The organism is Pseudomonas sp. PME37.24/006 (genome assembly GCF_055556635.1).
In genome coordinates, this window is sequence record NZ_JBVHNL010000007.1 from 1 (window position 1) to 18,479 (window position 18,479).

Below are 18,479 nucleotides of genomic sequence, written 5' to 3' on the forward strand. Positions count from 1 at the left end.
ACCGGCATGCCGCTGACCCGTGTAGTGCGCGCGGTATCGCCGTGGCTGCTGGTGATGCTGTGCTTCCTGCTCCTGGTGACCTACGTGCCGTTCATTTCGCTGGGCTTGCCGAACTTCCTGGGCATGTAGGCCACGCTGAGCCAGTCATTGCTTTCCTCAACCCGGCCTTTGCGCCGGGTTCTTTTTTTGCGCTGGATCAGGAACGCTCAGGTGGGATTGCCAGTCTGCTGAACAAGGCTTCGGCAGGCATTGGCTTGGCGAACAGGTAGCCCTGCAGGAACTGTACGCCACGCTGGCTGAGGTACTCACTCTGTTCAGCGGTTTCCACCCCCTCGGCGACCAGGCCGAGCTCCAGGCGCACCGCTAGGTCGAGGATGTTGTCGAGGATATGCCGTGACAGGGCGTCCGAGCCGATCATGGAGACGAAGCTGCGGTCGATCTTCAGGTAGTCGACGCGAAACTCGCGCAGGTAGGCGAGGCTGGAGTGGCCGGTGCCGAAATCATCGATGGCGATGCGCACGCCCAGCTTGCGCAGTTCAGCGAACAGTTGTTCAGTCACCGCGGTGGACGTGATCATCTGGCGCTCAGTGAGCTCCAGTACCAGGTTGATGCGTCCGGCAGGAAAGGCCGCCAGAAAGTCGCGACACTCTTCCACCAGGTGCAGGGTCTGACAGTGCGCCGCGGTGATGTTGATGCCGACATGAAAGCCCGACGGCAAGTCCTCTGCTCGGCTAGTGAAATCTTCGCGTACCTGGCTCATCAGGGCGCTGGTCATGGGCACGATCAGGCCCACACGCTCGGCCAGGGGAATGAACTGATCCGGAGGCACCAGGCCTTCTCTGGGGTGCTGCCAGCGCATCAGCACTTCCACGCCATCCCAGCAGCCGTTGCGAGCGTCCACCAGCGGCTGGTAGTAGGGAATGAATTCGCCTGCCTCCAGGGCGCGCTGCAGTTCGCCGCTGGGTGAGGCTGAACGCAGGCTGAAACGGTAGGTCGCAGTGCCGGCCAGCGCCCCCAGCACCAGGAACAGCAGGAACTGTGGCAGATAGTGCGTTCGCATGTACTGCAGCGAGGCGCCGGTCGGGTAGCTGGCGAGTACCTCGAATGGATAGCGCGACGATGCGGTGCTGAAGGGATAGTCGGTGTACTGCGTCACTGCAGTCTGACTGACGATGCCATCGGCGGTCATCCAGTTGGCGCCGACTGTTAGCTGCAGGGGGACTTCCTGGCCATTGACCTGCAGCAGGTTGTTCAGATGTTGACCGTCGATGCCGATGAGCACGCCACCGTTATCGTTGCTCTGGCGGTAGACCAGCAGGGCACGTTCCGGTGTGACCGTGTTGCCGGACATCAGGCGCAAGCGGCCTTCGATGTAGGCGGCAGGCTCTTCGGCAATATCGTAAGGCCCCATCAGCGAGGTGCAATAGATGATGCCCTCATGTACCAGATTGACCGAGCGGGCAAAGGGGCTAGCGGTTACCTGGCGACGGAGTTGGGATTCCACTTCTGCACAGGGGCGAGCCGAGAGTTCGATCACCGCACTGGCAGCCTGCTCCGCATTGTCGAGTACGACTTCCAGCTGCACCCGGGCATCCATCGCGCTCTTCTCTGCACGATCCACCAATAGCGTCTCGACCTGCCAGTACATCAGCGGAATGCCGAGCAGCAGCGGTAGCGCCGCCACGCCCAGTGAGGTACTCAGGCGCCGAACGCGTCCGCGGGAGCGAAGGGTGGAGAAGGGCATGACGATCCTTGATCCGGGGTGCTTTCGCAAGCTTAGCGAAAGTTGTACGACAAGAATGTCCGCTGCGTCTCGAATTGTTTGCAGAGGTCTGTCATCTGATGTCTTGGTGTTCATTCGCCAGCTTGGTGTGCGAGCTGCGACCAAGGTCTAGCGGCGGTAAGACCATGGTCGAATGGTTGTGAAGGGGGGGGATGGTTACAAATGTGCTTATAGAAGAACAACATCAATAACCGAGGTGAATCAATGAGCGCTGCGTCCCTGTATCCCGTGAGCCCCGAGGTGGCGGCCAATTCGTTGACCGACGAAGCCACCTACAAAGCCATGTACCAGCAGTCCGTGATCAACCCGGATGGCTTCTGGCGTGAGCAGGCTCAGCGTCTCGACTGGATCAAGCCCTTCACCAAGGTCAAGCAGACCTCGTTCGACGACCACCATGTCGATATCAAGTGGTTCGCCGACGGCACCCTGAACGTTTCCTACAACTGCCTGGATCGCCATCTGGAAGAGCGCGGCGATACGATCGCGATCATCTGGGAAGGTGACGATCCGTCCGAGCACAAGGAAATTACCTACCGGCAGCTGCACGAACAAGTGTGCAAGTTCGCCAACGCCCTGCGTGGCCAGGACGTCCACCGTGGCGACGTGGTGACCATCTACATGCCGATGATCCCGGAAGCCGTGGTGGCCATGCTGGCGTGCGCCCGTATCGGCGCGATCCACTCCGTGGTGTTCGGTGGTTTCTCTCCGGATGCCCTGGCCGGTCGCATCATCGACTGCGCCTCCAAGGTGGTAATAACCGCGGATGAGGGCCTGCGCGGCGGCAAGAAAGTCCCGCTGAAGGCCAACGTCGACGATGCCCTGACCAACCCTGAGACACGCAGCATCCAGAAGGTCATCGTGGTCAAGCGCACGGGTTCCGAGATCAAGTGGAACCAGCACCGCGACATCTGGTTCGAGGATCTGATGAAGGTCGCAGGCAGTGTCTGCGCGCCGAAGGAAATGGGCGCCGAGGAAGCGCTGTTCATCCTCTATACCTCCGGTTCTACTGGCAAGCCCAAGGGCGTTTTGCACACCACCGGTGGTTACCTGTTGTACGCAGCGCTGACCCATGAGCGCGTGTTCGACTACAAACCGGGCGAGATTTACTGGTGCACTGCCGACGTGGGTTGGGTTACCGGCCACAGCTACATCGTCTATGGCCCGTTGGCCAACGGCGCGACCACGCTGCTGTTCGAAGGCATCCCCAACTACCCGGATGTGACCCGCGTGTCGAAGATCATCGACAAGCACAAGGTCAACATCCTCTACACCGCGCCGACCGCGATTCGCGCCATGATGGCCCAAGGCACCGCTGCCGTCGAAGGTGCCGATGGCTCCAGTCTGCGCCTGCTCGGTTCGGTGGGCGAGCCGATCAACCCGGAAGCCTGGAACTGGTACTACGAGAAGGTCGGCCAGTCGCGCTGCCCGATCGTCGACACCTGGTGGCAGACCGAGACCGGCGGTTTCATGATCACCCCGTTGCCTGGCGCCACCGCACTCAAGCCGGGTTCTGCGACGCGTCCGTTCTTTGGTGTTGTGCCGGCACTGGTGGACAACCTGGGCAACATCATCGAGGGCGCTGCCGAAGGCAATCTGGTGATTCTCGATTCCTGGCCGGGTCAGTCGCGCAGCCTGTACGGCGACCATGATCGTTTCGTCGATACCTACTTCAAGACCTTCAAGGGCATGTACTTCACCGGCGACGGCGCACGCCGTGACGAAGACGGCTACTGGTGGATTACCGGTCGTGTCGATGATGTGCTCAACGTTTCCGGGCACCGCATGGGCACGGCGGAAGTGGAAAGCGCCATGGTCGCCCACCCGAAAGTCGCTGAGGCAGCGGTGGTTGGTGTACCGCACGACATCAAGGGGCAGGGCATCTACGTTTACGTGACACTAAATCAGGGGCAGGAACCGTCCGAGCAGTTGCGTCAGGAGCTCAAGACCTGGGTTCGCAAGGAAATCGGGCCGATCGCCACGCCGGACGTGATTCAGTGGGCGCCTGGCCTGCCGAAGACTCGCTCGGGCAAGATCATGCGCCGCATCCTGCGCAAGATCGCCACGGCCGAGTACGACTCTCTTGGCGACATTTCCACCCTGGCCGATCCGGGCGTGGTGCAGCACCTGATCGACACCCACAAGTCGATGCAGACTGCCTGTGCCTGATCTGATCCAGCCCTGAATGCAAAACGCCCTGCGCCGGTACTGCCGCGTGGGGCGTTTTGCATTGGGCTAACGTTCACTGTCCTTGGTGATGCAACGAGAGCCAGCAACAGGATCGCAGAGCTGCTCTCGGGTTGGATGTCGGGCGAAATCTGATCTCGCCTATTTTTATTCTGTCAAGATGGTCGCGTCGGCGCTCACTTTCATCTGTAATTAGTTGTCGCATCTAGGAAATATCACCCGCCGCGCTATCGCTAGAATGCCGCACTTCCGTGCGACGCCTGCAGCCCTGCGCTACGCTTGCGACGTCACTTCTCCATGGCCCCGGCGATCCGCTTCGGGCCAGCGAAACCCCATCCATGTCAGGAGTTTTTCCTCATGAAAAAGATCGCACTGCTCGGCGCGTTGGCACTATCCCTGCTCTCGCCGCTGACCATGGCCCAGGAGGCCAAGGCGCTGCGTATCGGTATCGAAGCGGCTTACCCGCCGTTCGCCTACAAGACTCCCGACGGCAACATCACCGGCTTCGATTACGACATCGGTGTCGCCCTGTGTGAAGAAATGAAGGTCGAGTGTAAGTGGATCGAGCAGGAGTTCGACGGCCTGATCCCGGCACTGAAAGTCCGCAAGTTCGACGCCGTGCTGTCGTCGATGTCCATCACCGAAGAGCGCAAGCGCGCCGTGGACTTCACCGGCAAGTACTACGCCACTCCCGCCAAGCTGGCGATGAAGAGCGGTGCGGTGATGAACGACGTGGCCAACGACCTCAAGGGCAAGAAGATCGGCGTACAGCGTTCCTCCGTGTATGACCGCTACGCCACCGACGTTTTCGTCCCTGCTGGTGCCGAGATCGTACGTTACAGCTCGCAGAACGAAGTGTTCCTGGACCTCAGCGCTGGTCGCCTGGACGGCACCATCGCTGACTCGGTGAACATCGAAGACGGCTTTCTAAAGACCGACGCCGGCAAGGGCTTCGCCTTCGTAGGCCCGGATTTCACCGAAGAGAAATACTTCGGCGAAGGCCAGGGCATCGCTGTACGTAAGGGTGACAAGGCGCTGGCCGAGAAGATCAGCGCCGCGATCCTGGCCATCCGCGAAAACGGCAAGTACAAGGCCGTTCAGGACAAATACTTCAGCTTCGACGTCTACGGCAAGTAAGGCCTCGATCTGCCGTGCGTCGGCCATGCGGCGTTAAAAACACGCTTGCACGGCCTTAGCTCGCCAGATCGTGGTTCCTTGTCGAAGGGTGGCACACGCTGACTGTTCTTGGCGTGTGCCACTTTTGCGTTGCATTTCCGGCGCCCGATGGCGCACCCATGAGGTAAGCGGATGCTCAACGGCTACGGCTCGTCCATTCTCGATGGCGCCTGGCTCACCCTGATCCTGGCTCTGACGTCGATGGCGGTGGCCATCGTGCTCGGGCTGATTGGCGCCGCCTTTCGGCTGTCGCCAGTGCGTTGGCTGGCGGTGCTCGGTGAGACCTATTCGACGGTGATCCGCGGCATTCCCGATCTGGTGCTGATCCTGCTGATCTTCTACGGCGGCCAGGATCTGGTGAACCGGGTGATGCCGATGCTCGGCTATGACGAGTACATCGATATCAATCCCTTCGTCGCCGGCGTGTTCACCATGGGCTTCATTTTCGGCGCCTACCTGTCGGAAACCTTCCGCGGTGCCTTCATGGCCATTCCCAAGGGACAGGCGGAGGCGGGGGCGGCCTATGGCATGAGCGGCCTGCAGGTGTTCCTGCGCATTCTGGTGCCGCAGATGATCCGTTTCGCCATTCCCGGTTTCACCAACAACTGGCTGGTGCTCACCAAGGCCACGGCGCTGATCTCGGTGGTCGGTCTGCAGGATATGATGTTCAAGGCCAAGAGCGCCGCCGATGCCACGCGTGAGCCCTTCACCTTCTACCTGGCGGTGGCTGGTCTGTATCTTCTGATCACCAGTGTTTCGTTGCTGGCCCTGCGTTATCTGGAAAAACGCTACTCGGTCGGCACCAAGGCCGCCGAACTGTGAGGGGCGAACGATGATCTTCGATTACAACGTCATCTGGGACAGCCTGCCGCTGTATCTCGGCGGCGTGCTGGTCACCCTCAAGCTGCTGGCCATCGCGCTGTTCTTCGGCCTGCTGCTCGCCGTGCCTCTGGCGCTGATGCGCACCTCGCGCTCGCCGTGGGTCAACGGCCCGGCCTGGCTGTACACCTACGTGATTCGCGGCACGCCGATGCTGGTGCAACTGTTCCTGATCTACTACGGCCTGGCCCAGTTCGAGGCCGTGCGCGAAAGCGTGCTGTGGCCGTACTTGTCCAATGCGACCTTCTGCGCTTGTCTGGCTTTTGCCATCAATACCAGTGCGTACAGCGCCGAGATTCTCGCCGGTAGCCTCAAGACCACGCCCCATGGTGAGATCGAAGCAGCCAAGGCCATGGGTATGTCGCGGGCTAAATTGTACCGCCGCATTCTATTGCCCTCGGCACTGCGCCGGGCACTGCCGCAGTACAGCAATGAAGTCATCATGATGCTGCACACCACCAGCCTGGCGTCCATCGTCACGCTGATCGACATCACCGGTGCGGCGCGTACGGTCAGCTCCCAGTATTACCTGCCGTTCGAGGCGTTCATCACCGCCGGCCTGTTCTATCTGTGCCTGACCTTCATTCTGGTGCGCCTGTTCAAGCTGGCCGAGCGCCGCTGGCTGGCCTACCTGGCACCGCGGCGCAGCTGATCGACCATTTTACGAAGTAGCGGCTCAAGAGAGTGGAAAGCATGTACAAGCTCGAAGTGAAGGATCTGCACAAGCGCTACGGCAGCCACGAGGTGCTCAAGGGCGTGTCGCTGGCTGCCAAGGCCGGCGACGTGATCAGCATCATCGGCTCCAGTGGCTCCGGCAAGAGCACCTTCCTGCGTTGCATCAACTTGCTCGAGCAGCCTCACGCCGGGCAGATCCTGCTCAATGGCGAAGCGCTCAAACTGGTGCCCGGCAAGGACGGCGCCCTGCGCGCCGCCGACGACAAGCAGTTGCAGCGCCTGCGCTCGCGTTTGGCCATGGTGTTTCAGCACTTCAACTTGTGGTCGCACATGAACGTGTTGGAAAACGTCATGGAGGCGCCGGTACACGTGCTGGGCATGAGCAAGGCCGAAGCCCGCGAGAAGGCCGAGCACTACCTGCACAAGGTTGGCGTGGCGCATCGCAAGGAAGCCTATCCGGCGCACATGTCCGGTGGCGAGCAGCAGCGCGTGGCGATTGCCCGTGCGCTGGCGATGGAGCCGGAAGTCATGTTGTTCGACGAGCCCACCTCGGCGCTTGACCCGGAGCTGGTCGGCGATGTGTTGAAGGTGATGCGTGATCTGGCCAGCGAGGGGCGTACCATGGTGGTGGTCACCCACGAGATGGGCTTTGCCCGCGAAGTCTCCAACGGGTTGCTGTTCCTGCATCAGGGCGTGGTGGAAGAGCAGGGCGACCCGCGTGAGGTGCTGGCCAATCCGCAATCTCAACGTCTGCAACAGTTCCTCAGCGGTAGTCTCAAGTAGTTGGGGTTATCATCCCTGCACGCCTCAACCTTTCACTGCCTTCAGAGTCCGACCTGCCCATCATGACTGCCCACCGAATCGGCTTCCTGCTTTGGCCTTCCACCAAGCCTTTGACTCTGGCGCTGGCGGAAGAGGCCCTGAGCGTCGCTCAGCGCGTCCATCCGGAAGTGGTTTACGAGGTGTCGTTCCTGCAGGCCGAAGAGCCTGTCGAGGGCGCCTGGCGCCTGCCGGGCAGCCCTTGGGTCGGCAATTTGGACGGTTATCGCAAGTTGTTCCTGCTTGCCGATGAGCCGCCGGCTGCCGTAGCACCGGCGTTAGCTGCAGCCCTCAAGCAAGTGGCGCGCAATGGCTGCTGTATCGGCGCAGTGTCTGCGGGGGTTTATCCGCTTGCGCAACTCGGCTTGCTCGACGGTTATCGCGCGTCGGTGCACTGGCGTTGGCAGGACGACTTTGCCGAGCGCTTTCCCAAGGTGATTGCCACCAGCCACCTGTTCGATTGGGATCGTGATCGCCTCACCGCCTGCGGCGGCATGGCGGTGATGGACATGCTGCTGGCCCTGCTGGCCCGTGATCACGGTGCCGAGCTGGCCGGTGCGGTGTCTGAAGAGCTGGTGGTCGAGCGCATCCGTGAGGGCGGGGAGCGTCAGCGCATTCCGTTGCAGAATCGCCTTGGCTCCAGCCACCCCAAGCTCACCCAGGCGGTGCTGCTGATGGAGGCCAATATCGAGGAGCCGCTGACCACCGACGAAATTGCCCAGCATGTGTGCGTGTCGCGTCGGCAGCTCGAGCGCATCTTCAAGCAGTACCTCAATCGCGTACCCAGCCAGTATTACCTGGAGCTGCGCCTGAACAAGGCGCGGCAACTGCTGATGCAGACCAGCAAATCGATCATTCAGATTGGCTTGTCTTGCGGTTTCTCCTCGGGGCCGCATTTCTCCAGCGCCTACCGCAACTTCTTTGGCGCCACGCCGCGCGAAGATCGCAACCAGCGGCGCAGCAACAGCCCCTTCGAGCTGACCTCGGCGCCTACTGAGCGCGGCTGAGGCTCTGCCCTGGCTGTCAGTGGCTCCAGATCAGCCCAATCAGCAGATAGCAAAGCGTGGTCACAATGACCACGCTGAACAGGTTGATAACGAAACCGGTCTTGATCATCGACTGGATGCGTATCATCCCTGTGCCAAATACCAAGGCGTTGGGTGGTGTCGCGACGGGCATCATGAATGCGCAACTGGCCGCAATGGTGGCCGGTATAGCCAGCAGTTCCGGTGGTAACCCCTGAGAGACTGCCAGCGCAGCGACCAGTGGCAGGAATGCGGCAGCTGTGGCGGTATTGGAGGCTATTTCAGTCAGCAGGTTGATGATCAGCGTGACCACACCGATGATCAGCAGTAGATGCAGCGTGCCAATATTTTTCAGGCCTTCACCGATCCAGGTCGCCAGACCTGTCGAAGTGATTGCTGCGGCCAGCGACAAGCCGCCGCCGAACAGCAGCAGAATGCCCCAAGGCACCTTATTGGCTGTTTCCCAGTCCATCAGGAAAATACGCTTCGATCCTTCGCGCTGAGCGGGAATCAAAAATAGCGATACGGCCCCAATCATACCGATAAGGGTGTCGTCGATGACCTCGACATACTGCGAGAGCAGCGGCTGGGTGACCCAGGCGGCAGCCGTGCACGCGAATACCAGAGCCACGCGCTTCTCTCCCGCAGACCAGGCACCCAGCTCGCTCAGCTCCTTGTCCAGCACCGAGCGGCTGTCGCCTTCCAGGTTGAAGCCACCGCGGGTCAGCCACCACCAGGTGAAGAGCAGTACGCAGGTCGCTACGGGTACGCCGATCAGCATCCACTGGCCGAAGCCAATCTGCACGTCATGGTTCTCGCTCAGGAACGCCGCCAGCAGCGCATTGGGTGGTGTGCCGATCAGCGTGGAGATGCCGCCGATGCTGGCTGCGTAGGCAATCCCCAGGAGTAGCGCCGTGGCGAACCGCTCATGCTCGCGTTCGTCACCCTGCTGCGTGAGCATGGCGATGACGGACATGCCGATGGGCAGCATCATGATTGCCGTGGCGGTATTGCTGACCCACATGGCCACCAGTGCCGTGGCCAACATGAACCCGCCAACTTGGCGTGCCGGCTGGTTGCCCACCGCTGCCAGCGTACGCAGCGCCAAGCGTTTGTGCAGGTTCCAGCGCTGCATGCCTAGGCCCAGTAGAAAGCCGCCGAGAAACAGGAATATGGTCGGGTTGGCATATGGTGATGTGGCTTCTTGCGTGCTGCCAATGCCCAGTAACGGAATCAGCGGAATCGGTAGCAGAGCGGTGGCCGGGATGGGAATCGCCTCGGTGGCCCACCAGGTACCCATCAAGCCAACAAGGCCGACGGTCATCCAGGCTTCCTGGTTCAGGCCGGACGGTGGTCCGCTGAATAGGCAGGCCAACAGCAAAACGGGGCCGAGGAATAGGCCGATACGTGCGGCGATAACCGCACCGTGGGTTTGTTTGCTTTCACTCATTGTTTTGATCTCGTTCCATCTGCACGGTGTCCAGCTTGGAGGGCCCTGAGCGCTCGAGGGTCAGGTGCAGCTGTTTCAGCAAATTTCCCGAGCTGCTTTAGTGCAGTTTGTTATGCCGCTGGATACGTGGATATATAGTTATCCGGCCCGTCAGTTCGTGACCCTGTGATCGGCGCGGTGGCCCGGTAGGCGTGGTAAACTAGGCACCTTCTTGCAGCCTTAGATTTGCTGCGCACTGCCATTCCCGTGGCAGCCATGAATAACTGGCCCAAGGGCCGGGAGATGGGACGCATGAACACGACGCAGTTGGTCGATCCCTTCGGCCGGCGCATTACCTACCTGCGACTCTCGGTGACCGATCGCTGCGATTTTCGCTGCACCTACTGCATGAGCGAAGACATGGTCTTCGCGCCGCGTGCGCAGATCCTCACCCTGGAAGAGCTGTACACCGTGGCCGATGCGTTCATCGGTCTGGGTGTCAAACGCATCCGCATCACGGGCGGCGAACCGCTGGTGCGCAAGAATCTGTTGAGCCTGTTGCGGCGTCTTGGCGAGCGCCCGGAGCTCGAAGATCTGTCGATCACCACCAATGGCTCGCAGCTCTCGCACATGGCGGATGACTTGCGCGCGGCCGGCGTCACCCGCCTGAACGTCAGCCTCGACTCGCTGCAGCGCGAGCGATTCGCCAGCTTCACTCGGCGTGACATGCTCGATCAGGTACTGGCCGGGATCGACGCCGCAGTGGCCGCAGGTTTCAAACGCATCAAACTGAACAGTGTGGTGCAGACCGGCCGCAATGACGACGAGGTGCTTGAGCTGGTCGAGTACGCCATGGCGCGCGGCCTGGATATCAGTTTCATTGAAGAAATGCCGCTAGGCAGTGTGGTCAGCCACCAGCGTGAGCAGACCTTCTGCTCCAGCGAGGTGGTGCGCGAGCACATCGAGGCGCGTTACCCGCTGGTGCGCAGCAGCCATGTCACCGGCGGCCCGTCGCGTTACTGGCAGGTCAACGGCAGTGATACCCGGGTCGGCTTCATCTCGCCGCACAGCAACAATTTCTGTGGCGACTGCAACCGTGTGCGGGTTACCGCCGAGGGCAAGTTGGTGCTCTGCCTGGGGCACGACAATGCCCTTGATCTGCGCACATTGATGCGCGCTCATCCCGGCAACAGCGAGCGGCTGCGCGACGCGTTGCTCAAGGCCCTGCAGCTCAAGCCTGAACGCCACCATTTCGAGACCGACGAGCAAGTGCAGGTGATACGTTTCATGAGCATGACCGGCGGCTGAGAGGCTGCCCAACGTCTGCTGCGCGTCGGCCCTGCTGCGTTAAAAACATGCTCGAGCGGCCCATTGACAACCCCGCAGACTCTCCGTGCTCGCCTGTTTTTGCCTTGCAGTACTTTAGCTCGCAAGACCTTGAACAGGTTCTGAGGCAAAGCTCTCCAGACGAGCGGTTCGCGCCCAGGCCACGCGGGGCTTTGCCTGCAGCCACACGATGCCGGTCAATGCATCCCGCCGGAAATTGCCCTGAACCTCCGCAACGAGCGCTCACTCCACTTAAGGGAGCGGCCCATACAGGGCTAATTTCTGAAGCGACGAGGAGATTCAAAGTGGATAACAAAGACGTTATTTCGGTACTGAACGACCTGATCGAAACCAGCAAAGATGGCGAGAAGGGCTTCAGCGAGTGTGCCGAGGACGTGAAAGAGCCGCGTCTCAAAAGCTTCTTCACCCAACGTTCGCAAGACTGTGCAAGTGCTGCTGCCGAACTGCAGCAACTGGTTCGTGGCCTGGGCGGTGATCCGGAAACCAGTTCGAGCGTAGCCGGTGCCCTGCACCGTGGCTGGGTCGACCTGAAATCACTGGTCACCGGCAAGAGCGAAGAGGCCATCCTCAACGAGTGCGAGCGTGGCGAAGACGTGGCGCTGAAGAACTACCGCGAAGCGCTGGAGAAAGACCTGCCGGCCAATGTGCGCAGCGTTCTGGAAAAGCAGCTGCAAGGTGTGCAGCGCAACCACGATCAGGTCAAGTCGCTGCGTGATGCCGCACGCGCCAGTTGATCATAGCCGTTGAAAGAAGGGTGCCTGCGGGCATCCTTTTTTTTGTGTGTAATTCCTGGCAAGGCAATGCAAACGTTGTCGTTGCTTATCGTGGGGTGGCGCTCTTCATGCTCAGCGAGAATAGTTCTTAATGACGTTAGCTTGAGGCTTTGTTACGCTATATTTCCGTTTTCCGCTGCTGGCGTTCACCGCTTGCTTCATCGCGCAGTAAAAGGTTTCTCCCTCCATGAAAATCCCCGCGCCTCTCGTCCGTCTCACGGCCGCTCTCTGCCTGCTGCTCAGCACCGCCGCGCATGCCACCGACTATCCGCTCACCGTGACCGACCTGGCTGGCCGTCAGGTGACCATCGAGCACGAGCCCCAGCGCATCGTGCTGCAGGACGGCCGCGACCTGTTCAGCCTGGCATTGCTCGACCGTGAAGATCCCTTCAAGCGCATCGCGGTGTGGAACAACATCATCAAGCGATCCGATCCCAACACCTGGCAGGTTTTCCAGAAGCAATGGCCAAAGAGTTCCGGGAAAGCCGTGGACATGCAGTTCGGTGACGACGGTGACATGAACCTGGAAGCCGTGGTCGCCGGCAAGCCCGATCTGTTGGTGTTCCAGTTGCGCGCACGCAAATCCCTTGAAGGTGCGGGTGTCGAACGCAAACTCTCCGCGCTGAAAATTCCAGTGATCTACATCGACAGCGATCTCGATCCGGTCACCAATAGCCAGCGCAGCGTGGCGCTGCTCGGCAAGGTGCTCGACCGCGAGGCCCGCGCCACCGAGTATCTGGATTTCTACAAGGCGCGGCTGGCGCTGGTTGATCGCCTGATCACCGAGCAGGGCAAGCGCCCGCTGGTGTTCGTCGAAGCCAAGGCCGGGCAGGGCGGCGCCACCAGTTGCTGCTTCACCCATGGAGACGTGTACTGGGGCAAGCTGATACAGGCCGCTGGCGGTGACAACCTGGGTAGCCAGTTGCTGCCCGGCGCCAGCGGTGACGTGACCCTGGAAACGGTGATCAGCAAGAAGCCCGACATCTACGTGATGAGCGGCACCCAGTTCCCGGGCAACACCTCGATCTCGCCACCGTTCGGCTTCGGCCCCACGGTCGATCAGGCCGCCATCGACAGTTCCATGAAGCGTCTGCTGCAGCGTCCGGGCATGGCTCAGTTACAGGCCACCCAGCAAAACCGCGTGTATGGCGTTTATCACCAGTTCTATGCCAGCAGCTGGAACATCCTGGCTGTCGAGTACCTGGCCCAGGGGTTCTATCCAAAGGCTGCCGAACGGCTTGACCCGGCGGCAAGCACCCGCACCTTGCTGGGCATGACTGGCCTTGGCGAAGTGCCGGCGATCCTCTTCGGTCAGGCGCCTGCCGGTGAGTGATTCTGCCGTGGGCGCGCTGCCCGCCGACGGTTACCAACAGCGTTACGCCAGGGCAGTCTGGCAGCGCAGCCTTTTGCTCGTGGGCCTGTTGCTGGTGGCGCTGGTCGCCTTCATCGCCGATCTGGTGGTGGGTTCGGGCACGCTGAGTTTCGCAGATGCGGTGCAAGGCCTGTTCACTCCGGATCGAGTGGACGCCTCCACGCGGGTCATTCTCTGGGAACTGCGCATGCCAATGACGCTGATGGCGGTGCTGGCCGGCACCTGCCTGGCGCTGGCTGGGCTGATCATGCAGACGGTGCTCGACAACCCGCTGGCCGAGCCTTTCACCCTGGGCATTTCTTCGGCTGCCGGGTTCGGCGCAGCGCTGGCGCTGACTTTCAACCTGTCCCTGGCGCAATGGCTGCCGGGTTTCGGTGCCGAGATGGTGGTGACGGCCAACGCCTTCCTGTTCTCGTTGCTCACCGTTGGCGTGATCCTGCTACTGACCCGCGGGCAGATCGGCCTGCAAGCCATCACTCTGCTGGGTATTGCGGTGCATTTCGTGTTCAGCTCGCTGCTTGGTCTGGTGCAGTACGTATCCAGCGTCGATCAGTTGCAAAGCATCGTGTTCTGGCTGATGGGCTCTTTGCTGCACGTGACCTGGAGCAAGGTCGCGTTGTGCGCTGCCATCGCGCTGGTGGCGTTACCGCTGGTGCTGATGCAGGCGTGGGCACTGACTGCCTTGCGTAGCTTCGGCGAGCAGGCGGTGGTGTTCGGGATTCGCGTCAAGCGCGTGCGCACCTTGATGCTGGTGCTGGCGGCGCTGCTGGCCGGCGCGGTGACCTCGGTGGTCGGCATCATCGGTTTCGTCGGCCTGGTCGCTCCCCATGTGGCGCGCTTGCTGGTCGGCGAGGATCAGCGCTTCACCATCGGCGTGACGCTGGCCTGCGGGATCATCTTCGTCACCCTGGCGTCTCTGGCGAGCAAGCTGATCGTGCCGGGTGCCGTGCTGCCCATCGGTATGGTCACCTCGCTGATCGGCCTGCCGTTTTTCATCATTCTGATCTTGCGTGACCGGAGGCTGACGTCCCGATGAGTTTTGTCAGTCAGGATTACCGTGTTTCCCTTGGCGGCCGGCCGATCATCCACGACTTCGCCGTGCGTGCCGAAGCGGGCCGTACCCTGGCCCTGCTCGGGGCCAACGGTGCGGGCAAGTCGACGTTCATGAAAGGCCTGTGCGGTCTGCTGCGTGCCGAAGGCTCGGCGACCATCGATGGTACGCAACTGATCGGTCTGGAGCCGGCGCTGCGGGCGCGGCTGATCGGTTACGTGGCCCAGGATCTGACCCACCTCGACGTGCGCCTGTCGACCTACGAGCTGCTGCTTCTGGCTCAACACGGCGGTGCACGCGGCTGGGCCACCCAGCGGGACAGCCAGCGACGGGCCAGTGAAGTGCTCGAACTGCTGGGCCTGCAACGTTTCGCCGAGCAGCAACCGGGGCAGCTGTCGGGTGGCGAGCGGCAGATGATTTCGCTGGCTCTGGCCTTGGTGCGTAGCCCGCGCCTGCTGCTGCTCGACGAACCGACCTCGGCGCTGGATCTGGCCAACCAGCTGCACATGCTCGACGCGGTGAGCGCCTACACCCGCCGCGAAGGCATCGTCACCCTGGCGATCTTCCACGACATGAACCTGGCCAGCCGCTATGCCGACGATGCACTGATGATCCGCGACGGCCGCGTGCATGGCTGCGGCACGACCGAAGAGATGCTCACCCCGGCGCATTTGGCGGCCGTGTATGGCGTCGATTGCCGAACCCTGAGCGTGGACGACGGCGCCTTCACCGCCATCTACCCGGTATCGGTGATCGGCGCGTAGTCCTTCCCAGGATTACGTCACTGCCCCGTAGGAGCCGGCTTGCCGGCGATGCGACCGCAGGTGTTCAGCCAGCTTGGCAGCATGGCCGCCAATCGCCGGCAAGCGGGCTCCTACAGTGCCGAGGTGTTCGCGAGATGGCGGTTCGACGCCAATCTGGTAGGAGCGTCGACCCGGCGCGAATGCGGTTGTGGCTATTCAGAATATCTGCGGTGTGACCAGCATTCGCCGCGGGGTCGCGGCTCCTACAATGCGGTTGTGGCCATTGCGACGATTTGTGTCGTGCCCCGATTCGCCCGCAAGCAGGCTCCTGCAGGTCCTCGAGATCGGCGGCTATGTATCGCGGCTGTGCACGCTCTGCCCGGCGGCGAAGGTTTCCTTGATTACCCGGTCGTCACCCAGGGTGATCAGGGCGAACAACCGCTCGGCCAAGGTGTTGCTCTGCTTGAGGCGATAGTCGATCAGCGGCGTGGCCTGGTAATCGAGCACCACGAAATCCGCTTCCTTGCCTGTTGCGAAGTTGCCGATGCGCTCGTCCAGATACAGCGCCCGGGCGCTGCCCAGCGTCGCCAGGTACAGCGACTTGAACGGGTCGAGCTTCTGCCCCTGCAACTGCATGATTTTGTACGCCTCGCTCAGCGAACGCAGCTGCGAGAAGCTGGTGCCGGCGCCGATGTCGGTGCCCAGGCCGACGCGTACCTTGTGCTGTTCCATGCGCCGCAAGTCGAACAGGCCGCTGCCGAGAAACAGGTTGGAAGTCGGGCAGAAGGCGACAGCCGAGCCGGTTTGCGCCAGGCGCTCGCATTCCGCGTCGCACAGATGCACCGAGTGAGCGAATACCGAGCGCGGGCCGGTCAACTGGTGCTTGTCGTAGACATCCAGGTAGCCGCTGTTTTCCGGAAACAGCTCCTTGACCCACTCGATCTCCTGGCGATTCTCCGAGAGGTGGGTGTGCAGATACAGATCCGGGTATTCGCGCAGCAGGCGCCCGGCCATGGCCAGTTGTTCCGGCGTGCTGGTCGGCGCGAAGCGCGGCGTTACCGCATAGTGCAGGCGGCCCTTGCCGTGCCAGCGTTCGATCAGCTCACGGCTGTCGGCATAGCCGGACTCGACGGTATCGGTCAGCGCCTCGGGGGCGTTGCGATCCATCAGCACCTTGCCGGCGATCATGCGCAGGTTCAGCGCTTGTGCCGCTTCGAAGAGGGCATCCACCGATTGCTTGTGCACGCTGCCGAATACCAGTGCGGTAGTGGTGCCGTTGCGCAGCAGCTCTTTTAGGAACACGCCCGCCACCTCATCGGCGTGGGCCTTGTCGGCGAAGCGCATTTCCGTGGGAAAGGTGTAGGTGTTCAGCCAGTCGAGCAGTTGCTCACCATAGGCGCCGATCATTCCGGTCTGCGGATAGTGGATATGGGTATCGATAAAGCCGGGAGTAATCAGCGCGTTTTCATAATGGGTCAGTGCAACGCCACGCAGGCGTGGCAGCAGATCGGCAGCGTGGCCAACCTCGCGGATCTTGCCGTCTTCCACCAGCAGAATGCCGTCCTCGAAATAGGCGTAGGACGCCTCGATCCCGACTTCGGCCGGATCGGCCAGGCTGTGCAGAATGGCGCCGCGGTAGGCGTGGGTGACGTTGGACATGGGGCCTCGATTGCAATTCGGTGGAGCAGGGCTTGGCATCGCGCGCAGGCGAAAGCCTGCAGGGCCGAGCGCACTGAGCGGGGGCGCTCGCCGGGGTGAAAGGGGATTTTGCGGGACAACGCCCCCGCCGACAAGAATGTCGGCCCAAGGGCGAGCGGGCTCAGGACGCCGCGCGCGGGGGTAGATCCACCGATTGCGTCGCCGACTCGGCCGTACGCAGTGTTTCCGGCAGGAACATCAGCAGCAGTGCTGCACAGCCGGCAACCGCCGCAAGCACCAGAAACGCGCTGTCGTACCCTCCGGCTTCTGCCACGTAGCCAGCCAGGCCATTGCTCAGCGCCGCGCCGATGCCGAACACCAGGCTCACCGCGGCCAGGCTGATGTTGAAGTGCCCGCTGCCCTGGGTCAGATCGCGCACCATCAGCGGGATGAGCGCGCCGAACAGCCCTGCGCCGATGCCGTCGAGCAGTTGTACCGAGACCAGCCAGACTGGGTCATCGCTGAGCGTGTACAGCACACCGCGGATCGGCAGGATCAGAAAACCGGCCATTAGCAGCGGCTTGCGTCCCCAGCGATCGGCGCGGGCACCGACCAGCATGGCCGCAGGGATCATCACCAACTGGGCGGCGACGATGCACGCCGAGATCAGCGTGGTCGCCAAGTCCGGGTTGGCCAGGGCCAGCTTCTGACCGACCAGTGGCAGCATGGCGGCGTTCGCCAGATGAAACAGTGCGCAGCTCAGCGCCAGCAGCAGCACCAGCGGTGGCTGGCTCAGCAAGTGGCGCAAGGGGGTCAGCGCTGCGCCGGCTTGCCGTCCGCGTGCCTGGTCGGCATCGATGGCGCTTGAGGGAATGCTGAGGGCCGAAATCATGCTCAGCAGCGCCATGCCGGTCATCAGGTAAAACACCGCCGCCGGGCCCCAAAGGTAGGCGAAGGCACCAGCGAGCAGGGCCGCAGTGGCATTGCCGGCATGGTTGAAGGATTCGTTGCGGGCTATGCGCCGGGTAAACGCTTTCGGGCCGACGATACCGAGGGTGATGCCGGCCAGCGCGGGGGCAAAAACCGAGGAGGCCATGCCGGCTGCCACCTGGCTGATGACGATCCAGGTAAAACCCGGTTGCCACAGCGCTACCAGGCAGGACAGCGTCACCAATGCCGCCGCCATGACGATCAGCACGCGCTTGTCTTTGGCCCAGTCGACCAGCGCGCCAGCTGGTATCTGCGAGGCCAGTCCGGCCAGCCCGCCGAGCGCCATTACCAGGCCGATGTCGCCTGCCTTCCAGTCATGCACCGACAACAGGTAGATCGCCAGGTAAGGCCCCAGCCCGTCGCGTACATCAGCCAGGAAGAAATTCAAACGATCCAGTTTGGCTGCGCATGCGTATGTCGGCATGATGAATCTCGCGAGGAGGGGATGGAAAGCCAAGGCAAGGCGCCCGGACAATGTCACTGGTTTGGCGATTGGATCGCTGCCGGTGATGGGGCGTTCCGTATATGTATCGGCAAGCACACAGCCAACCTGCGCTGCTGTGCTAAACTCCCCGGCCCTTCTGGCGATTGGCCA

Annotated in this window: 15 protein-coding genes; 11 read left to right on the forward strand and 4 right to left on the reverse strand. The window is 61.9% G+C overall.

The features are described 5' to 3' along the window. Positions 1-196: 196 nt before the first annotated feature. Positions 197-1,744: an EAL domain-containing protein gene (locus ACZ3GY_RS23300; RefSeq protein WP_465912135.1), complete on the reverse strand. Its 1,548-nt coding sequence runs from the start codon at positions 1,742-1,744 to the stop codon at positions 197-199. Between the two features lie 243 nt (positions 1,745-1,987). Here ACZ3GY_RS23300 and acs point away from each other — a divergent pair, with 243 nt between their 5' ends. The 6 genes from acs to argR all read left to right on the forward strand — a co-directional run bounded on the left by acs (position 1,988) and on the right by argR (position 8,523). After that, positions 1,988-3,949 carry an acetate--CoA ligase gene (gene acs / locus ACZ3GY_RS23305; protein WP_465912136.1) on the forward strand — a complete coding sequence of 654 codons (1,962 nt, stop codon included), beginning with the start codon at positions 1,988-1,990 and terminating at the stop codon, positions 3,947-3,949. Positions 3,950-4,324: 375 nt separating this feature from the next. Further along, positions 4,325-5,104, forward strand: coding sequence for an ABC transporter substrate-binding protein (locus ACZ3GY_RS23310; protein ID WP_463565245.1), 780 nt, complete (start codon positions 4,325-4,327; stop codon positions 5,102-5,104). A 171-nt stretch (positions 5,105-5,275) separates the two neighbouring features. Then, positions 5,276-5,965, forward strand: coding sequence for an ABC transporter permease (locus ACZ3GY_RS23315; RefSeq protein ID WP_463565244.1), 690 nt, complete (start codon positions 5,276-5,278; stop codon positions 5,963-5,965). A gap of 10 nt (positions 5,966-5,975) precedes the next feature. After that, positions 5,976-6,674, forward strand: coding sequence for an ABC transporter permease (locus ACZ3GY_RS23320; RefSeq protein WP_465912137.1), 699 nt, complete (start codon positions 5,976-5,978; stop codon positions 6,672-6,674). 41 nt (positions 6,675-6,715) lie between these two features. Continuing rightward, a complete protein-coding gene (locus ACZ3GY_RS23325) occupies positions 6,716-7,480 on the forward strand; it encodes an ABC transporter ATP-binding protein (protein ID WP_463565242.1) in 765 nt (254 codons plus the stop codon). A gap of 62 nt (positions 7,481-7,542) precedes the next feature. Continuing rightward, entirely contained in the window at positions 7,543-8,523 is a 981-nt protein-coding gene (gene argR / locus ACZ3GY_RS23330) for a transcriptional regulator ArgR (protein WP_463565241.1), read from the forward strand. Positions 8,524-8,539: 16 nt separating this feature from the next. On the opposite strand, the gene ACZ3GY_RS23335 is transcribed toward argR, so the two are convergent. Then, positions 8,540-9,991: an SLC13 family permease gene (locus ACZ3GY_RS23335; RefSeq protein ID WP_463565240.1), complete on the reverse strand. Its 1,452-nt coding sequence runs from the start codon at positions 9,989-9,991 to the stop codon at positions 8,540-8,542. 291 nt (positions 9,992-10,282) lie between these two features. On the opposite strand from ACZ3GY_RS23335, the gene moaA reads away from it, so the two are divergent. The 5 genes from moaA (at position 10,283) to ACZ3GY_RS23360 (ending at position 15,277) form a co-directional block, all read left to right on the forward strand. After that, a complete protein-coding gene (moaA, locus tag ACZ3GY_RS23340; protein WP_465912138.1) occupies positions 10,283-11,278 on the forward strand; it encodes a GTP 3',8-cyclase MoaA in 996 nt (331 codons plus the stop codon). Between the two features lie 323 nt (positions 11,279-11,601). Next, positions 11,602-12,051, forward strand: coding sequence for a PA2169 family four-helix-bundle protein (locus tag ACZ3GY_RS23345; RefSeq protein ID WP_465912139.1), 450 nt, complete (start codon positions 11,602-11,604; stop codon positions 12,049-12,051). A gap of 226 nt (positions 12,052-12,277) precedes the next feature. Then, positions 12,278-13,423 (forward strand): ABC transporter substrate-binding protein, encoded by a 1,146-nt coding sequence (locus tag ACZ3GY_RS23350; RefSeq protein ID WP_465912140.1) that lies wholly within the window; start codon positions 12,278-12,280, stop codon positions 13,421-13,423. Further along, complete coding sequence (locus tag ACZ3GY_RS23355) at positions 13,416-14,498, forward strand: FecCD family ABC transporter permease (RefSeq protein WP_465912141.1); 1,083 nt, start codon at positions 13,416-13,418, stop codon at positions 14,496-14,498. Before ACZ3GY_RS23350 ends, ACZ3GY_RS23355 begins: the two co-directional genes overlap by 8 nt. After that, positions 14,495-15,277, forward strand: a complete 783-nt coding sequence (locus ACZ3GY_RS23360) for an ABC transporter ATP-binding protein (protein WP_463565236.1) — start codon at positions 14,495-14,497, stop codon at positions 15,275-15,277. The genes ACZ3GY_RS23355 and ACZ3GY_RS23360 overlap by 4 nt, the downstream gene beginning before the upstream one ends. Before the next feature lie 330 nt (positions 15,278-15,607). On the opposite strand, the gene guaD is transcribed toward ACZ3GY_RS23360, so the two are convergent. Together guaD and ACZ3GY_RS23370 are read right to left on the reverse strand one after the other, a co-directional pair. Next, complete coding sequence (gene guaD / locus ACZ3GY_RS23365) at positions 15,608-16,915, reverse strand: guanine deaminase (RefSeq protein ID WP_465912142.1); 1,308 nt, start codon at positions 16,913-16,915, stop codon at positions 15,608-15,610. Between the two features lie 160 nt (positions 16,916-17,075). After that, entirely contained in the window at positions 17,076-18,308 is a 1,233-nt protein-coding gene (locus ACZ3GY_RS23370) for an MFS transporter (RefSeq protein ID WP_465912143.1), read from the reverse strand. Between the last annotated feature and the right edge of the window lie 171 nt (positions 18,309-18,479).

What these genes read in the sequence shown, in the direction of transcription:
- ACZ3GY_RS23370 (WP_465912143.1), bottom strand. Translation starts at nt 18,308, where the DNA reads ATGCCGACATACGCATGCGCAGCCAAACTGGATCGTTTGAATTTCTTC.
- ACZ3GY_RS23320 (WP_465912137.1), top strand. Translation starts at nt 5,976, where the DNA reads ATGATCTTCGATTACAACGTCATCTGGGACAGCCTGCCGCTGTATCTC.
- ACZ3GY_RS23350 (WP_465912140.1), top strand. Translation starts at nt 12,278, where the DNA reads ATGAAAATCCCCGCGCCTCTCGTCCGTCTCACGGCCGCTCTCTGCCTG.
- ACZ3GY_RS23310 (WP_463565245.1), top strand. Translation starts at nt 4,325, where the DNA reads ATGAAAAAGATCGCACTGCTCGGCGCGTTGGCACTATCCCTGCTCTCG.
- moaA (WP_465912138.1), top strand. Translation starts at nt 10,283, where the DNA reads ATGAACACGACGCAGTTGGTCGATCCCTTCGGCCGGCGCATTACCTAC.
- guaD (WP_465912142.1), bottom strand. Translation starts at nt 16,915, where the DNA reads ATGTCCAACGTCACCCACGCCTACCGCGGCGCCATTCTGCACAGCCTG.
- ACZ3GY_RS23335 (WP_463565240.1), bottom strand. Translation starts at nt 9,991, where the DNA reads ATGAGTGAAAGCAAACAAACCCACGGTGCGGTTATCGCCGCACGTATC.
- ACZ3GY_RS23315 (WP_463565244.1), top strand. Translation starts at nt 5,276, where the DNA reads ATGCTCAACGGCTACGGCTCGTCCATTCTCGATGGCGCCTGGCTCACC.
- ACZ3GY_RS23360 (WP_463565236.1), top strand. Translation starts at nt 14,495, where the DNA reads ATGAGTTTTGTCAGTCAGGATTACCGTGTTTCCCTTGGCGGCCGGCCG.
- acs (WP_465912136.1), top strand. Translation starts at nt 1,988, where the DNA reads ATGAGCGCTGCGTCCCTGTATCCCGTGAGCCCCGAGGTGGCGGCCAAT.
- ACZ3GY_RS23325 (WP_463565242.1), top strand. Translation starts at nt 6,716, where the DNA reads ATGTACAAGCTCGAAGTGAAGGATCTGCACAAGCGCTACGGCAGCCAC.
- ACZ3GY_RS23300 (WP_465912135.1), bottom strand. Translation starts at nt 1,744, where the DNA reads ATGCCCTTCTCCACCCTTCGCTCCCGCGGACGCGTTCGGCGCCTGAGT.
- argR (WP_463565241.1), top strand. Translation starts at nt 7,543, where the DNA reads ATGACTGCCCACCGAATCGGCTTCCTGCTTTGGCCTTCCACCAAGCCT.